16 protein-coding genes are annotated in these 15753 nt (G+C 70.2%); 8 read left to right on the forward strand and 8 right to left on the reverse strand.

Annotation, left to right across the window (positions count from 1 at the left end; genetic code table 11):
* Nucleotide 1: 1 nt before the first annotated feature.
* Nucleotides 2–235 (reverse strand): heavy-metal-associated domain-containing protein, encoded by a 234-nt coding sequence (locus tag H9651_RS02145; protein WP_191717434.1) that lies wholly within the window; start codon nt 233–235, stop codon nt 2–4.
* Between the two features lie 135 nt (nt 236–370).
* On the opposite strand from H9651_RS02145, the gene H9651_RS02150 reads away from it, so the two are divergent.
* Complete coding sequence (locus tag H9651_RS02150) at nt 371–1054, forward strand: Crp/Fnr family transcriptional regulator (protein ID WP_191717435.1); 684 nt, start codon at nt 371–373, stop codon at nt 1052–1054.
* A 186-nt stretch (nt 1055–1240) separates the two neighbouring features.
* Here the strand turns inward: H9651_RS02150 and H9651_RS02155 are convergent, their stop codons facing one another.
* The 3 genes from H9651_RS02155 to H9651_RS02165 form a co-directional block, all read right to left on the reverse strand.
* Nucleotides 1241–1594 carry a cyclophilin-like fold protein gene (locus tag H9651_RS02155; RefSeq protein WP_191717436.1) on the reverse strand — a complete coding sequence of 118 codons (354 nt, stop codon included), beginning with the start codon at nt 1592–1594 and terminating at the stop codon, nt 1241–1243.
* A gap of 36 nt (nt 1595–1630) precedes the next feature.
* Nucleotides 1631–2551, reverse strand: coding sequence for a helix-turn-helix transcriptional regulator (locus tag H9651_RS02160; protein WP_191717437.1), 921 nt, complete (start codon nt 2549–2551; stop codon nt 1631–1633).
* A gap of 117 nt (nt 2552–2668) precedes the next feature.
* On the reverse strand, nt 2669–3913 hold the full coding sequence (locus tag H9651_RS02165; protein ID WP_191717553.1) for an MFS transporter: 1245 nt from the start codon (nt 3911–3913) through the stop codon (nt 2669–2671).
* 266 nt (nt 3914–4179) lie between these two features.
* Between H9651_RS02165 and H9651_RS02170 the strand changes: the two genes are divergently transcribed.
* From H9651_RS02170 to H9651_RS02185, 4 genes are read left to right on the forward strand one after another with little or no spacing between them, the layout of a single operon-like run.
* Nucleotides 4180–4845, forward strand: coding sequence for an SDR family NAD(P)-dependent oxidoreductase (locus H9651_RS02170; protein WP_191717438.1), 666 nt, complete (start codon nt 4180–4182; stop codon nt 4843–4845).
* On the forward strand, nt 4842–4994 hold the full coding sequence (locus tag H9651_RS02175; protein WP_191717558.1) for a hypothetical protein: 153 nt from the start codon (nt 4842–4844) through the stop codon (nt 4992–4994). Before H9651_RS02170 ends, H9651_RS02175 begins: the two co-directional genes overlap by 4 nt.
* A 43-nt stretch (nt 4995–5037) precedes the next feature.
* Nucleotides 5038–6087: an NAD(P)-dependent alcohol dehydrogenase gene (locus tag H9651_RS02180; RefSeq protein WP_191717439.1), complete on the forward strand. Its 1050-nt coding sequence runs from the start codon at nt 5038–5040 to the stop codon at nt 6085–6087.
* 20 nt (nt 6088–6107) lie between these two features.
* Nucleotides 6108–6848 carry an SDR family NAD(P)-dependent oxidoreductase gene (locus H9651_RS02185; RefSeq protein ID WP_191717440.1) on the forward strand — a complete coding sequence of 247 codons (741 nt, stop codon included), beginning with the start codon at nt 6108–6110 and terminating at the stop codon, nt 6846–6848.
* Between the two features lie 96 nt (nt 6849–6944).
* Here the strand turns inward: H9651_RS02185 and H9651_RS02190 are convergent, their stop codons facing one another.
* Nucleotides 6945–7283, reverse strand: a complete 339-nt coding sequence (locus tag H9651_RS02190; RefSeq protein WP_191717441.1) for a carboxymuconolactone decarboxylase family protein — start codon at nt 7281–7283, stop codon at nt 6945–6947.
* Nucleotides 7284–7611: 328 nt separating this feature from the next.
* On the opposite strand from H9651_RS02190, the gene H9651_RS02195 reads away from it, so the two are divergent.
* Both H9651_RS02195 and H9651_RS02200 read left to right on the forward strand, forming a co-directional pair.
* On the forward strand, nt 7612–8049 hold the full coding sequence (locus H9651_RS02195) for a cupin domain-containing protein (protein ID WP_191717442.1): 438 nt from the start codon (nt 7612–7614) through the stop codon (nt 8047–8049).
* Complete coding sequence (locus H9651_RS02200; protein ID WP_191717443.1) at nt 8046–8903, forward strand: aldo/keto reductase; 858 nt, start codon at nt 8046–8048, stop codon at nt 8901–8903. Before H9651_RS02195 ends, H9651_RS02200 begins: the two co-directional genes overlap by 4 nt.
* A gap of 78 nt (nt 8904–8981) precedes the next feature.
* Here the strand turns inward: H9651_RS02200 and H9651_RS02205 are convergent, their stop codons facing one another.
* From H9651_RS02205 to H9651_RS02215, 3 genes are all read right to left on the reverse strand, one after another.
* Nucleotides 8982–10088 (reverse strand): alkene reductase, encoded by a 1107-nt coding sequence (locus H9651_RS02205; protein ID WP_191717444.1) that lies wholly within the window; start codon nt 10086–10088, stop codon nt 8982–8984.
* A gap of 118 nt (nt 10089–10206) precedes the next feature.
* Entirely contained in the window at nt 10207–11511 is a 1305-nt protein-coding gene (locus H9651_RS02210) for a cellulase-like family protein (protein WP_191717445.1), read from the reverse strand.
* On the reverse strand, nt 11508–14795 hold the full coding sequence (locus H9651_RS02215) for a DUF5107 domain-containing protein (RefSeq protein ID WP_318244724.1): 3288 nt from the start codon (nt 14793–14795) through the stop codon (nt 11508–11510). The genes H9651_RS02210 and H9651_RS02215 overlap by 4 nt, the downstream gene beginning before the upstream one ends.
* 94 nt (nt 14796–14889) lie before the next feature.
* Between H9651_RS02215 and H9651_RS02220 the strand changes: the two genes are divergently transcribed.
* A complete protein-coding gene (locus tag H9651_RS02220; protein ID WP_191717447.1) occupies nt 14890–15753 on the forward strand; it encodes an AraC family ligand binding domain-containing protein in 864 nt (287 codons plus the stop codon).

Raw genomic sequence — 15753 nt, forward strand, 5'->3', positions numbered from 1 at the left:
CCTAGAAGGCCGCGGGAGTGGCCTTGTAGCCGGCCTTCGCGACGGCGGCGACGAGGTCTTCCACCGACATGCGCGTGGCGTCGTGGTCGACCTCGATGCGGGCGGAAGCGAAGTGGACCTTCACGTTCTCGACACCCGACAGGTGGCCGACCTGCTTCTCGATCTTGGCTACGCAGGAGGGGCAGGAGAACCCCTCGGCCCTCAGTACCGTGTGGGTCGTGGTTGCGGCGTTCATCGTGGAATCCTTTCGTCGTGGTGTGCTCTGTTGACACCCTCAACGTAGGTTCACCGCGCCGCGAACTCCTTGACCCAGATCAATTTCGCGGGGCTCGGGCGGTGGTGTCGTGCGGGTGCGCAATAGAGTCGTGTCATGGCCGAAGACGATGTGTGCGTCACCCGCGTGCCGATCTTCCAGGGCCTCACCCGCGAGGAGCAGGTGCGCGTCGCACGCTTCGCCCGCCCGGCACTCGTCAAGAAGGGCGAGGTCGTCTATGCCCCCGCACAGTCGGTCTCACGCCTGCTGGTGATGCACAGCGGGCAGGTCAAGGTGAGCCACGCGGCAGCCAACGGACAGGAACAGATCCTGCGGACGGCCACTGCCGGGGACGTTCTGGGCGAACGGGAGTTCCTGACCGGCCACCGCCCGAACGACAGAGCCGTCGCGTTGGAAGACAGCAGAATGTGCGTCTTCGACCACGCCGACCTTGCCGCCCTGCTGCGCGACTATCCCGACATCAGTCAGCGGATGCTGCGAACGCTCTCCGACCGGCTCTCGTCGGTCGAGCGGCTGCTGGCCGCCATCACCTCGAGCGATGTCAACGCCCGCGTCGCGGCCTACCTCCTCGACCGACCCGGCAGCATCCGGGACGGGGCGGTCACGGTGAGACTGCCGATGGCGAAACAGGAGATCGCCGCCTACCTCGGCACCACGCCGGAGACACTGAGCCGCCGCCTCGCCGCACTCTCCGCCGCCGGCCTCATCGAGCTTCACGGACGCCGTGATGTCACGATCATCGACATCGATGCGCTCGAAGAGGTGGCCACACCCCGATAGTCGGCACCGCCACGGCGCGGCATCCCTGCTTCCTCCGGCGCGGGAGCGCGGTTCCAACCCGTTCAGCCCGTCGTCCCGGTAGCGGGAGCCTGACCCCGCTCCCCGCGGCCGGTTTCGGCGGCGACGGCGGCGAACCATCGGGTTCTCCTCAGGTCTTGATCACTCGCCGCTTTTCGACGACATCGCTTACTCGGCCGCGGCGATCGCAATCCGGGTGCCACCGGGCAGCGCGCGGAGTCGGTCGAGCGGGTGGTCGAATCGGCCGATGCGCACCAGCCCGGGCCAGCGGCCGGGGTTGGCGTAGTAGAGAACGAGGGAGGAACCGGGCGCGTAGTAGCCGATCTCGCCCGCCTTGGGCGCGTCGGCGCGCGGGACGCCGGACACATCCAGGGCCCGGGGCAGCCGGGTCAGCTTCTCCTGATCGTGGAAGTCGTCGAAGGCCGCCTCGAACGGCATCAGTTCGGCGATCTGGTCGGCCACGGGGTTGTCGTACAACTCGCCTGCGACGAGTTCGTCGCCGATGCTCAGGGTGATCCTCATGCTTGCGGTGGCTCCTTCGCGGTCCCGGGTGGGTCGTCAGTCGCGGCGCTGGGGCAGCTCGCCGTCGACGGCCACGCTCGATTCGTCCCGGGCGGCGCGCGCTTCGAGCTCCTCGCTGGCGGCCCAGGATGCGAGCAGCCGCATCCGGTCGGCGGAGTCGGTGCCCGGCTCGGCGCAGTAGATGGTCAGGGTCAGGCCGGGCTCGGACTCCATGTCCATGCCCTCGTAGGCCAGGGTCATCTCGCCGACCTCGGAGTGGTGGAAGGTCTTGAACCCGGATCCGTGGTGGCGCACGTCGTGCGCTCCCCACAGTCGGCGGAAGTCCTCGCTGCGGGTGGAGAGCTCGCCGACCAGGTCGTGGAGCTCCTTGCTGTGCGGGTCCCGACCGGCCTCGGTGCGCAGGATGGCGGCGGTGATCTCGGCGAAGGAGTCCCAGTCCGGGTAGAAGTCGTGGGAGCGCCGGTCCAGGAAGGTGAACCGGGCCAGGTTGGGCGGCTGGCCGGGCATGTCGTAGGCGTCCTTGTAGAACGCCCGGCCCAGCGCGTTGGCCGCGAGCAGATCCATTCGGCCGTTGCGCACGAACGCCGGGCCGGCGGTGACCCCGTCGAGGATCCACTGCAGACCAGGCTGCGGCGTCCAGCACTTCGGACTGCGCTTGCGCGGCGGGCGCGCGACGGGGCTGGCGGCGTGGGCGAGGTCGAACAGGTGCGCGCGCTCGGCGTCGTCCAATCGCAGCGCCCTGGCGATCGCGTCCAGTACTTCTGGTGACGCGCCGCTGATCGCGCCGCGCTCCAGCTTGGTGTAGTACTCTACGCTCACGCCGGCGAGGACTGCGACCTCGGTGCGGCGTAGGCCCTCGACCCGTCGGTTCGTGCCCGCGGGCAGGCCGACGTCCTTCGGGTCGACCTTCGCCCGGCGGGAGGTCAGGAACTCGCGCACTTCCGCCCTGTTGTCCATACCATAAACGGTAAGCCGGTACGCCGTGCCGATGGGAGTCCCTCGCGGTACCCCCATCCCCAGGACCCGTGCCGGGCATCGGACGACGGCTGCGCTCCTATCGAGTCCTCGGACCGATCAAGCCTTCACCGCAACCGGCTCGCCCGCAGGAGCGACAGCCTCGGCAGCGGCCAGCGCGGCGCGGCGGTCCTTGACGACCAGGATGCTGAGCGGCAGGAAGTAGAGGGCTGCGATGGCGGCCCCGACGACGACCGGGCCGGTTGCGCCGAGCGCGGACTCCAGAGCGAAGCCGGCGATCCAGGAGCCGACGGCGGTGCCGACGTTGAACGACGACGTGCTCAGCGCGGAGGCCAGTGTGGGTGCTTCTTCGGCATAGCCGACGGCCTTGCCGATGAGGATCGGGTTGGTCGACATTCCGAACAGGCCGAGCAGGAACACCAGGACCACGGTCGCGACCAGAAAGTGGGAGAGCACAGCCAGGCTGACGAGCACCAGGAAGGTCGCCGTCGCGGAGGTGAACAGGACTGCGTAGGGCCGGTGGGTGCCGAAGCGTCCGCCCAGGTTGGATCCGAACAACGCGCCGACGCCGTAGGCCAGCAACACGAACGGAACCGTGGACGCGGCCACACCCGTGTTCTCGGTCAGCAGGGGGGAAATGAAGCTGTAGGCCGCGAGCGACGACCCGCAGACGATGGCTGCGCAGGCGAGGACCAGCCAGACGCGGAGGTCGCGCAGCCCGGCGAGCTCGGCCTTCACCGAGGGGACCGGGGCGTCGCCTGGCTCGACCGGCACCTGCTTGAGGATCGGGAAGACCGCGATCAGCGCGAGCACTGCCAACGCCCAGAACGGGCCGCGCCAGCCGATGGCCTGCCCGGCGAACGCGCCCAGCGGCACGCCGACCACGTTGGCGAGCATGCCTCCGCCGAGGACGATGCCGAGCGCCCGGGAGCTGAGCTTCGGCCCGACAGCTTTCGCGGCGACCACAGCAGCGACAGCCCAGAATGCCCCGGTGGCCAGCGCGGTCACGAACCGCATGGTGAGAATGAGCGGGAAGCTGTCGGTCAGGGCGACCACGACGTGGCCGATCGCGAACACGACCAGGGACAGGGACAGCGCGAGACGGCGCTGGAGCTTGAGCGTGGCGATCGCCATCAGGGGCGTTCCGACGATCATCCCGATCGCGAAGACGGTGATCATGAGTCCGGCATGGGCAACGCTGACGTCAATGTCCTCGGCGATCTCGGGGAGGATCCCGGCGACGATGAACTCGGTGGTGCCCATGAGGAACACTCCGGCGGCGAGGACGTAGATCAGCAGCGGAAGCCGGGCGGCACCGGCGGATCGGGTCGATGCTTCGGGCATGGTGGAGCGTGGATCCTTCTGGTCGAAGACGGGGATGGGCAGCCCGGAACGAAGCTCGCGGCCGGGCCGACGATTCATGCGAACATGTCTTCGCCGCGCGAGGGAGCCTCGGCCGGTGGGGGTACTGAGAGGGACTCCCGGCCGGCCCACCGACTGCCTAGCGTTGGAGAGTGGACGGCGCTGCGCCACGGACCCGACGCGGTCCGACGGCCGACGGCGATCGAGCCGGCCTCCACCGATCTCGAAGCCCGACGGAAGGACCCATCATGACCACGTTCGCGATCATCGGAGCCGGCCCCGGATTGGGGCAGGCCACCGCGCGCCGCTTCGGCCGTGAAGGCTTCGCCGTCGCCCTGGTCTCCCGCACCCAGGCCAACGTCGACCGGCTCGCCGCCGAACTCGCCGCTGAGGGAATCACGGCCCGCGGCTACGCGGCGAATGCCCGCGACTCGCGTGCCTTGCGCGCGGCTCTGGATGCTGCAGCCGCCGACCTGGGCCCGATCGAGGTTCTGCAGTACAGCCCGGTCCCGGCCGACGACTTCATGAAGCCCGTGCTGGACACCGCCACCGAAGACCTCGTCGGACCGGTCGAGCAGTCCGTGTACGGGCCGGTCACCGCTGTGCAGCACGTCCTACCGGGTTTGCGCGAGCTTGGCCGCGGCACGATCCTGTTCATCAACGGCTCCAGTGCCGTGACTCCGAACGGCAACGTGACCGGCACGTCGATCGCGTTCGCCGGCGAGAGCGCCTACGGGCAGATGCTGCACGTCGCGCTCGCGCCGGAGGGCATCCACGTCGCGCAGCTGATCATCCCGCGCGGCATCGGCGGCGGCGAGCCCGACCATGAGCCGGATGCGCTCGCGGAGCACATCTTCTCCCTGCACCGCGGCCGGGGCGCGTTCCGCTCCTTCGTCGGCGAACAACGCGCATGAGGACGTCATTGCTGGTCAGCCGCGGAGCTGCTGCCGTGCTGGCGTCGTTGGTCGCCCCGGACGGGTCGCTGTGGGTGCTCACGAACAACACCGACGGCCGGGGCGACCCCGGGCCCGATGACGACCACGTCCTGCGGCTCGAGCCCTGACCGCTTCACCCCCGAACCATCCACAACTTCTGAGGAGCCTCTCATGACCACGACCGTCCACGCCTACGCCGCTACGTCCCCCACCGGTCCGTTGGTGCCGATCACGATCGAGCGCCGCGACCTGCTGCCGCACGACGTGCGCATCGACATCGAGTACGCGGGCATCTGCCACTCCGACATCCACACCGTCCGAGGAGATTGGGGGCCGATCACCTACCCGCAGGTCGTCGGCCACGAGATCGTCGGCCGCGTCGCGGCGGTCGGTCCGGAGGTCACGCGCCACAAGGTCGGCGATCGCGTAGGCGTTGGCTGCCAGTCCAACTCGTGCCGCACCTGTGAGCAGTGCAGGCAGGGCCGCGACCAGTACTGCCTCAACGGCAACACCCAGACCTACAACGGCATCGACCCTGCCGACGGCACCATCACGCAGGGCGGCTACTCGCAGGCCGTCGTCACCAACGAGGACTTCGTCGTCGCCGTGCCTGCCCAACTCGACGCCGCGCGGGTCGCGCCGCTGCTGTGTGCGGGCATCACCACGTACTCGCCCCTCAAGCATTGGAATGCCGGGCCCGGCACCCGGGTGGCGGTCATCGGCATGGGCGGCCTCGGGCACATGGGTGTGAAGATCGCCGCTGCCCTCGGCGCGGACGTCACCGTCCTCTCGCGCGGCACGAAGAAGAAGGACGACGCACTGGCCTTCGGCGCGGCCCGCTACGTCGACACCACCGACGCCGACGCGCTCGGCGAACTCACGGGCAGCCAGGACCTCATCATCAACACCGTCTCGGCAGGCCTGGACATCGCGACCTACCTCGGACTGCTCGATGTCGACGGCGCGCTCGTGAACGTCGGAGCACCCGCCGAGCCGTTCTCTGTGCCTGCGTTCTCCCTCATTCCTGCCCGACGGACGCTCGCGGGCTCCACGACCGGTGGCATTGCCGAGATCGAGGAGATGCTCGCCTTCTGCGCCGAACACGGCATCATGCCCGAGACCGAACTCATCGGTGCCGAACAGATCAACGACGCCTACGAGCGCGTGCTCGGCGCGGACGTGCGGTACCGCTTCGTCATCGACGCGTCCACCTTCGCCTGACCCGATAGAGAGGGGACGCCATGGCTCGCATCCTGGTCACGGGCTCGACCGACGGTGTCGGCCGGGCCACAGCGGCCTCGCTGCTGGACGACGGCCATGACGTCGTCGTCCACGCTCGCAACCAGCAACGGCTCGGTGCCGTCGAGGAGCTCATCGCCCGTGGCGCGGTCAGCGTCGTCGGCGACCTTGCCGATGCCGATGAGGTCGAGGGCGTCGCGGAGCAGGCGAACCAGATCGGCGCGTTCGACGCGGTGATCCACAACGCCGGGGTGATCGACGGGCCGGACATGCTGCAGGTCAACATGCTCGCGCCGTACGTGCTGACCGCGCAGATCCCGGCGCCGCGACTGGTCTACCTATCCAGCAGCATGCACCGCGGTGGGCATGCGGAGGTCTCCCGCATCGACGAGAACGGCACGAGGGCGTCGTACTCCGACAGCAAGCTGTTCGTCACCGCGCTGATGGCCGCGGTCGCTCGGCGCTGGCCGGGGCGGGTCGCGCATGCGGTCGACCCCGGCTGGGTGCCGACCAGGATGGGCGGCCCTTCGGCGAGCGACGACCTCGCCCTCGCCCACGTCACTCAGGCATGGCTCGTGACCACCGAGGATCCCGAAGCCCTCGTCTCCGGACGCTACTGGCACCACCAGCGCGTCGAACAACCGCATCCAGCGGTGCACGACGAGGGCTTCCAGGACGACTTGCTCGCCGCTCTCGCCGAGCACACCGGCGTCGAGCTGCCGAACACCGACCAGTCCGCGTGATCCAGCCCGCGCCCGCCCCACGAGAGGAACCACACACCGCGCCAGAGAGACCTGGTCAAGACCGCCGGTGGTTCTCGGTCGACGTCGCCTCCGTGCTCACTCACCGCCCTCGACGATGGTCTTCAGCACCGTTGTCGCCCCCATGCCGTTGGGCCAGCCGGCGTAGAACGCCAGATGCAGCAGTGCCTCCTTCAGTTCCTCGTCGGTGACGCCGTTCCGGCGGGCGTAGGCCAGGTGGAACTTCAGCTGATCCATCTTGCCCAGCGCTGTCAGCGCCGCCACCGTGACCAGGCTGCGCTCACGCTTGGACAGGCCCTCGCGCTCCCAGACCTCGTCGAACAGGACCTGGTCGGTGTAGTGGACCATGCCAGGGGCGAAGTCGCCGAAGGCGTTCTTCCCGCCGCTCCAGCCCGTGCCGTGCTCGTCATCGCTCATGATCGTTCCTTCCGCCGTGTGGCTGCGATGCTGCAATCACAGCAGGCACGAGCGGCCCGAGGGAGTCTCCGATGAAGGGTGTACCAGCGGAGACTCCCTCGGTGATGCCGGCCGATCTAGCGTTGAGGGCATGGATGCCAGGGACGAAGCACCGACGTTCCTGCTTGCTCGCCGAACGGGCCAGGTCGTTCCACCCGCACGGGGACGAGGCCGCCCCCGGCGAGGAACGGCTCGAGCTGCTGGCCAGCCTCGCGGCCACCACGATCCAGCCCCCGCCGTCGTCGCGGACACCCGCTACCGCGAGGCCGACGAAAGAACAGGAGACACCATGACAGACACCGACTTCGACCAGATCTTCCCGCTCGGAGCGCCGAACGACGCCTACGCCCAGTACTTCACCGGGCGCAGCTTCAACGCCCCGCTCACCGATGGGAGCGTCCCGGTCGCCAACATCACCTTCGAGCCCGGCTGCCGCAACAACTGGCACATCCACCACGGCACCGACGGCGGAGGCGATCAGATCCTGCTGTGCACGGCCGGGTCGGGGTGGTACCAGGCCGAGGGCGAGGACCCGGTGAGCATGGAACCCGGGACGAGCGTGCGCGTGCCGGCGGGCACGAAGCACTGGCACGGCGCGAAGCAGGATTCCTGGTTCAGCCACCTGGCCTTCATCACTCCCGGCGAGGGCGTCAGCAACGAGTGGCTCGAGCCGGTCACCGACGAGGCGTACCGCCAGCTGCCGAAGAAGAACGGAGAGCACGCATGAGCATCCTGAACGAGACCTACACCCTCTCGAACGACGTGACCATCCCCAAGCTGGGTCTCGGGACGTGGTTCATCGACGACGACAAGGCAGCCCAGGCGGTGCGCGATGCCGTGAGCATCGGCTACCGCAACCTCGACACCGCCCAGGCCTACGGCAACGAGCGCGGCGTCGGCGAAGGCGTCCGAAACTCAGGCGTCGCCCGTGACGAGCTGTTCGTGTCGACCAAGCTCGCCGCTGAGGTCAAAGACTACGAGGGCGCGGTCGCCGCGATCGACGGGTCGCTGCGGACGCTGGGCCTGGGCTACATCGATCTGATGCTGATCCACTCCCCGCAGCCGTGGGACGACTTCCGTGGCGGCGACTACGCCGAGGGCAACCGCCAGGCATGGAGAGCCCTCGAAGAGGCGTACCAGGCGGGCAAGATCCGCGCCATCGGGGTGTCGAACTTCCTGCAGTCCGACCTGGACAGCCTGCTCGAGACGGCGTCGGTCACGCCGCACGTGAACCAGTTGCTCGTGCACGCCGGCAATACGCCGTCAGAGCTGCTGGCCTACTGCACGAGCAAGGGCATCCTCGTGGAGGCGTACTCGCCGATCGCGCACGGCGAGATCCTGCACAACCCCGAGGTGCGGGCGCTGGCCGAGAAGTACGGTGTGTCCGTGCCGCAGCTGTGCATCCGCTACACCATCCAGCTGGGCACGGTCTCGCTGCCGAAGACGGCGAACCCCGACCACATGCGCTCCAACGCCGAGCTCGACTTCGTCATCTCCGAGGCCGACATGGATGCGTTGAAGAGCCTCCACGCCCAGGACTACGGCGACTCCAGCGCTTTCCCGGTCTACAGCGGCAAGTAACCCATCCCCACCGGAGAGACGACGATGCCCCGAGGGATTCCCTCGGGGCATCGCCGTCTCATCCGGGATTCGGGGGCATCAGCCCGCCGGCAGGAACGCGTAGTCGGTGTAGCCGTCCGCGATGTCGGCGTAGAACAGATCGGGCCGGGGTTCGTTCAGCGCGTGGCCGCGGCGCCACCGCTCAACGAGGTCGGGGTTGGCGATGACCGGGCGGCCGACCGCGACGGCGTCGACGAACGGTGCCTGCAGCAGCCGCTCGGCTTCGTGCAGCGAGGTGACGGTGGCGAAGCCGCTGTTGACCATCACGTGTCCGCCGAAGCGGGCGGCCAGCTTTTCGACCAGGTCGCCGGTCGGCTCGTGATGCAGCACCGACAGGTAGGACAGTCCGAGGGGCCGCAGTCCGTCCAGAAGCTCGCCGTACGTAGCGAGCACGTCGTCGCGGTCCGGCTCGAACACGTCCTGGTGACCATGCTCGGGCGAGATGCGGATCCCGACATGCTCCGCTCCGACCGCTTCAGCGACGGCCTCGACCACTCGGACCACGAACCTGGTTCGGTTGACCGATGAACCGCCGTGCTCGTCGGTGCGCCGATTGGAGGCGGGGGAGAGGAACTGCTGGAGCAGATAGCCGTTCGCCGCATGTATCTCGACACCGTCGAGACCCGCACCGATCGCGCGGCGCGCGGCGACGACATGCTCCTGCACGACGCGCCCGAAGTCTTCCGGAGTCATCGGCTCCGGCACGACGAACGGCTCCTTGCCGTCGGCGGTGTGCAGCTCACCGGACACGGCGACGGCGCTGGGCGCGATCACCCGTCGGCCGCCGTTGACGGCGGGGTGGGCCGTGCGTCCGCCGTGCATCAGTTGCAGCACGATGCGCCCGCCCTCGGCGTGCACCGCGTCGGCGACCCGCGCCCATCCCTGGGCCTGCTCGTCGTCGGCGATGCCCGGTTGACCGGCGTACGCCTGGGACTCGCGGCTGGGGTAGGTGCCCTCGGTGACGATCATCCCGAGACCGGCCCGCTGCCGGTAGTGCTCGACGAGCAGGTCGCCCGGAACCCCGGACGGGCCCGAGCGCAGCCGGGTCATCGGGGCCATCACGATCCGGTTGGCGAGGTGGATCTTCCCCAGCCGGAGCGGGTCGAAGAGAGTTGTCGTGGTGGTGCCGGTGGCGGCGTCGAGCAATGCAGTTCCTTCGAACAGCGGGAAACGGGACTCCCGGGACGATGTGTCGCTCTCCACTCCACCCCGTCTTTCCCGTGCGCGGGAGTCCCTGTCGGTACCCCCCTCGTGCGCGGTCGCGCTAGCCGCGCGCGAGGATCTCGGCGTTCAGCGCCTGCTGCCACTCGCGCAGCTGCCACATCGGGTGGTGCGGGGCGGCGTTGGAGCAGAGCACGACGCCCCAGACACCGTGATCGAGCGCCGTGCGCACGCCGTGTTCGGCGAGGCCGCGGCCGATGTCGCTCTCTTCGAATGAGCCGTGCAGCGGGGTGTAGCCCACCCAGCCCTCGCCGACGATCGCCGGCACGCCCCGCCAGCGCGCCCACGCGGCGATGGCGATGACCCGCGAGGCGATCTCGCGGTGCATGACCTCGGCGTAGGGCGGGTAGCGCTCGTCGAGCCAGGCATCCCACGCCGACGGGTCGACCCAGTCGTAGCCGTAGATCATCTGATCGGTGATGACGGTGGCCTGAAGCTTCCACGGCGCCGGCCGCGCGTAGTCGGACACCGACGGCGCATCGGCCCGCAGCAGTTCGCGCAGCGCGGCGTTGGGGAAGCCGGCGGTGCCCTCGGAGCGGATGTCGATGCGCTGCTGCAGCGCGTCGAGCACGCCGTAGGAGTACACGTGGCACTGCGCCGCGCCGAGCTCGGCCGGCACGCGGTGCATCGCGAGGTGCGGCGGCTTGCCGTAGCTGGCGGTGACAAGCAGATCGGGATGCCGCGCGCGCAGGCCCGCGACGACGCCGCCGTGGTCGGCGATGTCGGGGAGGATCGAGAAATCGACCTCGTTGTGCAGCTCCACCAGCGCGATGCGCTCGCGGTGACCGTGCGCGGTGAGCCACCCGATCATGCGGTCCCAGGCGGCGGCCAGTACGTCGTAGCGCTCGTCCAGCGGCACCGCGTCGATCGCCTCGAACCAGCGCGGGGAGGCAGCGAACGACGGCGACTGCTGGTACTCCCAGCTGGCGAGGATCACGACCATGTCGTGCCGCGCCGCCGCGTCGAACAGCGCCAGCAGCCGGGCGCCGAGGTCGATGCGGAAACCGCCCGGGGTGTCGTACCAGCGCGTGCGCTGGCCGTAGTACCCGCCGCCCGGGGCGGCGCCGAGTCCCTCGATCTCGAGGTCGGCGGCGAGGTCGTCCAGCCCCAGTCCGCCGAACAGCAGCAGGGGAGCGGCGCAGATGCGGATCGCGTTGTACCCGATCGCGGCGGCATCGGCCACCGTCGCCTCGAGGTCGGCGTAGGGCTCGCCGGGCCCGGCTTGGGTGTACCAGGAGAAGTCCCACAGGGTGATCGTGAGCCGTCCGGGCAGGTGGGCGGGCCCCGCCCCGGTGAGGGTGGCGTCGTCGTCGGGCAGCGACGCGGAGCCGAGGTAGCGGTCGGTCATCGTTCCATCCTTGTCGGTGCGGAGGCCGGTGCCGGTGCCGGTGCCGATGCCGATGCATGGCCGAGATCGGCGAGTTCCCGCAGTCGCGTCGCAGTGGCGACGCGTGCAGCGGCGGTGTCCACGTCGAACACGAGCAGCTCGGGCAGCGACGTGGCGAAGTAGTCCACAGCGTCGCGGGCGCGCTCGAGCTCGTCGGCACGGTGTTCCAGGCGGGTCCAGGCCTCGGCGGCAGCAGCGGTTTCGCCCAGGCGCAGGTGTGCGAAGCCGATCCAGAAGTCCGCCTCGTCGGCGGGGCGCGCAGCGACCGCCAGCGGCGTGGTGGCGCGGGCCTCGGCCCACGCATCGCGGGCTCCCGCCTCGTCACCGAGCGCGGCGCGGGCATCACCCAGCAGCACCAGCCGCTCGGCCTGCGGCACGGCGGGGTGGCGCCCCTCGCCGAGAGAAGCAGGCGGAACGAGTCCGTCGGCGAGCAGGGCCGCGGCACGGTCGGCATCGCCCTCACCGAGCAGTCGGCGGGCGACGACGCACGACGCGCGGTCGAACGCGGCGATCACGCGGCCCTCGCCGCCTTCGAACGGGCGGAAGGTGCGCTCGGTGAGGAGCGTCCACGCCTCGTCGATGCGGTCGTTGTCCAGCAGCAGCGTGGCATGCACGAGCGCCAGATCGTCGCGGTCGTCCAGCAGGGCCGGCCGCTCCTTCAGCAGCGTCAGACGCTCGTCGGCGCGGAGCCCCCGCACCTGGGCGAGCAGGTCGCGTTCGAAGACGAGGCGCGCGTCGTCGGCCAGGGCGAGGGCGCGCTCGTAGGCGGCGTCGGCCTTGGCGGGCGACCCACCGGTCTGCATGATCGCCAGCGCGAGGTTGCGCCAGGCCACCGGGTCGGTGCTGCCCGACTTCGTCGCGTGCGTGAGATCGACCAGCGCGTCCCCTGGACGACCGGCGTCGAGCAGCCACATGCCGCGCAGTGCGTGGGCCACGGCGTGCCCCGGTTCTGCGGCGATCGCCGCCGCGAGGGCGTCGAACTGGTCGAGCCCTGCCGGGAAGGCCAGCGACGGGTCGGTGGCGGCGGCATCCGCCCGGGCGGACGCGGCGGCGTCATGATCGCCGTCGGCATCGAACCACGCGGCGCGCAGCAGGTGGCGCATCGGCTCGGCGTTGCCGAACGCGGCCGCCGCAGCGGCGGAGCGCGTGGCGGTCGCGGCGAGGGACTCGGCGTAGCAGCCGGCGCGGGCGAACTCGACACCCACCTCCAGCAGGGTGCGCGGGTCCACGGCGATCGCCTTCCCGGCCAGCGCACGGGAGGCGGCATCGAGCGGGTCGGCGTCGATGAGCCGGGTCAGCGCCTCGCGCGCCTCGTCGTCACGGCCGAGGCGGCGCAGCGCCAGCACGACCAGGCGGGCGCCCGCGGGCACCTCGGAGACAGCGGATGCCAGGGTGAGCGCCTCCCGGGCGCGGCCCCCGCGCAACGCCAGCCGGGCCCGGCCCAGCGTCGCCGGCACCCGCCACGCCTGCACCCAGGCTGCCGTCGCGAATGCGGCGTCGGCGGCATCGGGCTCATCCAGACGCTCCAGCACGAGACCGAGCAGGTAGTGGGGTTCGCCGTCGCGGGGGTTGAGGTTGCGGCGGGTGAGGCGGCTGACCGCGGTCTGCAGCAGATCGCGCGCGAGGTCGTAGCCGCCGCGGGCGAGGTGCCAAGCGGCCAGGGCCGTGGCCGAGCGGGTGTCACCCGGGTCACGGCGCAGCGCCTCTTCGAGATAGGGGACGGCGGAGCGGGACGGATGCCGGTACTGCAGCAGGTGCTGCGCGGTGAGGTACAGCTCGTCGGTGGAGGTCAGTGACTCCGCGGCATCCGGCGCCGTCGCCACCCACGGCTCGGGCACCGTCGCGTCGTGGCGGGTCCAGGTGACGAGGTCGACGCCGGCGGCGCTGCGCACGCGGATCGTGTGCACGCTCGCCTCGGCCGCATCGAGCACCCGCACGGTGGGGGAGCCGGGGCCGAGGTCGGCCGTCCACTCTGCGGCGACCCCATCGCCGGATTCGACGGTGATCACGGCGCCGGGGAACGCGCGCGTGCTGATGACGCCGACCCGGGCGGAGCCGTCGTGGGGCGCCAGCGAGACAGCGGCATCCGTCGTCGCCTGCCGCGCCGGACCCACCGCGTGGATCGGGAACCAGAACTGCGAGAACGTCTTCGTCTCACCGGGCGCGAGCCAGGCGAAGTCGGGCTGGTTGTCGGTGTAAACGCCTGCCATGAGCTCCACGTAGGGGCCGTCGTCGTCGGTCAGCTGCGCGTCCCACGCGCGACCGATGGCGCCGTCGCCCCACGTCCACATCTTCTTGCCCGGCGACACGGCGCGGTCGGCCCAGTGCACGAAACCGGCATCGGCGGCGTGGTCGTAGCCGCCGAAGAACGACTCGGTCGTATCGGTGATCATGTACGACGTCGGTACCGGGATGTTGCTGTAGATGTCGATGCGGTCGGCGCCGGGGCGCTCGGCCGCCAGCTGCGGGTAGTCCACGCCGTAGTACGGCCGGTCGGCGCGGGGGAACCCGGTGATCGCGCGACGGGCATGGTCGGCGACGTAGGCGACGTCGTCGGGGAAGAACGACTGATAGCGCTCGTGCGAGCGCGCGGCCACGTTGGCCCACCACAGGAACGTCTGCGGCACGTCGGTGCGGTTGTGCAGGCGCGCTTCGAGCTCGATGAGCGACGACTCGGGCCGCAGGCGAATGCCGTGGACACCCCGCATGCGCTGCAGCTGGTCGAGGTCGCTGTGCCAGACCACGACGGCGCCGTCGTCCTCCCGCTCGATGCGCGAGTCGACGGGGAGGTAGGTCGCGGGGCGGTGGTGCTGCGGCCAGTTGAACTCGACGCCCCCCGAGATCCAGGGGCCCGCGATTCCGACGAGGGCGGGCTTGATGACGTTGTTGCGGTAGAAGAAGTCGTAGCCGGCCACCTTGTCGTAGCCGATGTGGATGCGGCCGCCGAGCTCGGGCAGCAGCATGAGGCGCACCGTGGCGTTCTCGAGGTGGATGGCCTGCCAGGTGTGCGGGCGCTTGACGTGCTCGACCCTGTCGGTGATCGGCAGGGGGTAGACCTTGCCACTGGAGCCCTGATAGACGCGGCGGTCCAGGAACAGCGGGTAGCGGTCGGGTTCACCCGGCTCGTACGTGTCGATCGACACCGGTTCGCTCCAGCAGGCCACACCGCCGGCATCGAGGAGCAGCTGCTGGTCGGCGGGGGCGGCGGGCAGGTCGATGAGGCTGGGCGCGTCGTCACTGTTCACCCTGCCGAATCTACGGGCGTGCACCGTCGTGGGCCATGGCGGATCAATGGATCGGTATGGACGATCCGATGATCGGGCATGCCAGGATGGCGGAATGGAACGGGCTGACGGATTCGACCACCAGCGCATGAGCGTCGTCCCGCGACCTCTGGTCGACGCGGCCCTCGCGCGACCGGTGACGCGGCGCCTGCTGGTGACCGACGCCGGGTACTTTCCGCGGGCCACCGAACACGGGCGTCATCGACCGCACGGTGCGCCCGAGACGATCGTGATCGTGTGTGTCGCGGGGCGCGGCTGGATCGACACCGGCGGGACGCGGGTGCGCATCGGCACGTCGACGGCCCTGGTGTTCCCGAGCGGGATGCCGCACTCCTACGGGGCGGACGCCGACGATCCCTGGACGATCTGGTGGTGCCACCTGCGCGGAGAGGACGTCGCCGAACTGCTGGAAGCGGCCGGGGTGACCAGCCACGCCGGCACGATCTCGCTGCGCGCGGTCGACCGCGTCACGGCGCTCCTGGACGAGATCGCGACCTCGCTGGAACGCGACACCACGCCGGCGCGACTGCTGGCGACGTCGGGCATGGCGTGGCGGATGATGACGCAGCTGGCGGTCGACCGGGCGCTCCCCGAAGACGGCACCCCGCTCGAGCGGGCGATGCGCTACCTCGAGGAGCGCGTGGACGGGCGAGTGCAGGTGCCGGAACTGGCCGCGATGGTGGGCGTGTCGGCATCGCATCTGGCATCGCTGTTCCGCGATGCGACCGGCGGGGGAGTGCTCGCCTACCACCTCGCCCAGAAGATGGCGCGGGCACGGCGGCTGCTGGACACCACCGAGATGCCGGTGGCCGAGATCGGCCGGGCCATCGGGATGGATGATCCGTTCTACTTCTCCCGCCAGTTCCGCCGCACGCACGGTCTCAGCCCGAGCGGCTACCGTGCGATGCGGCGGGAATGA

Origin of the sequence: Microbacterium pullorum, assembly GCF_014836535.1 — a bacterium.
In the GTDB taxonomy this organism is placed as follows: domain Bacteria; phylum Actinomycetota; class Actinomycetes; order Actinomycetales; family Microbacteriaceae; genus Microbacterium; species Microbacterium pullorum.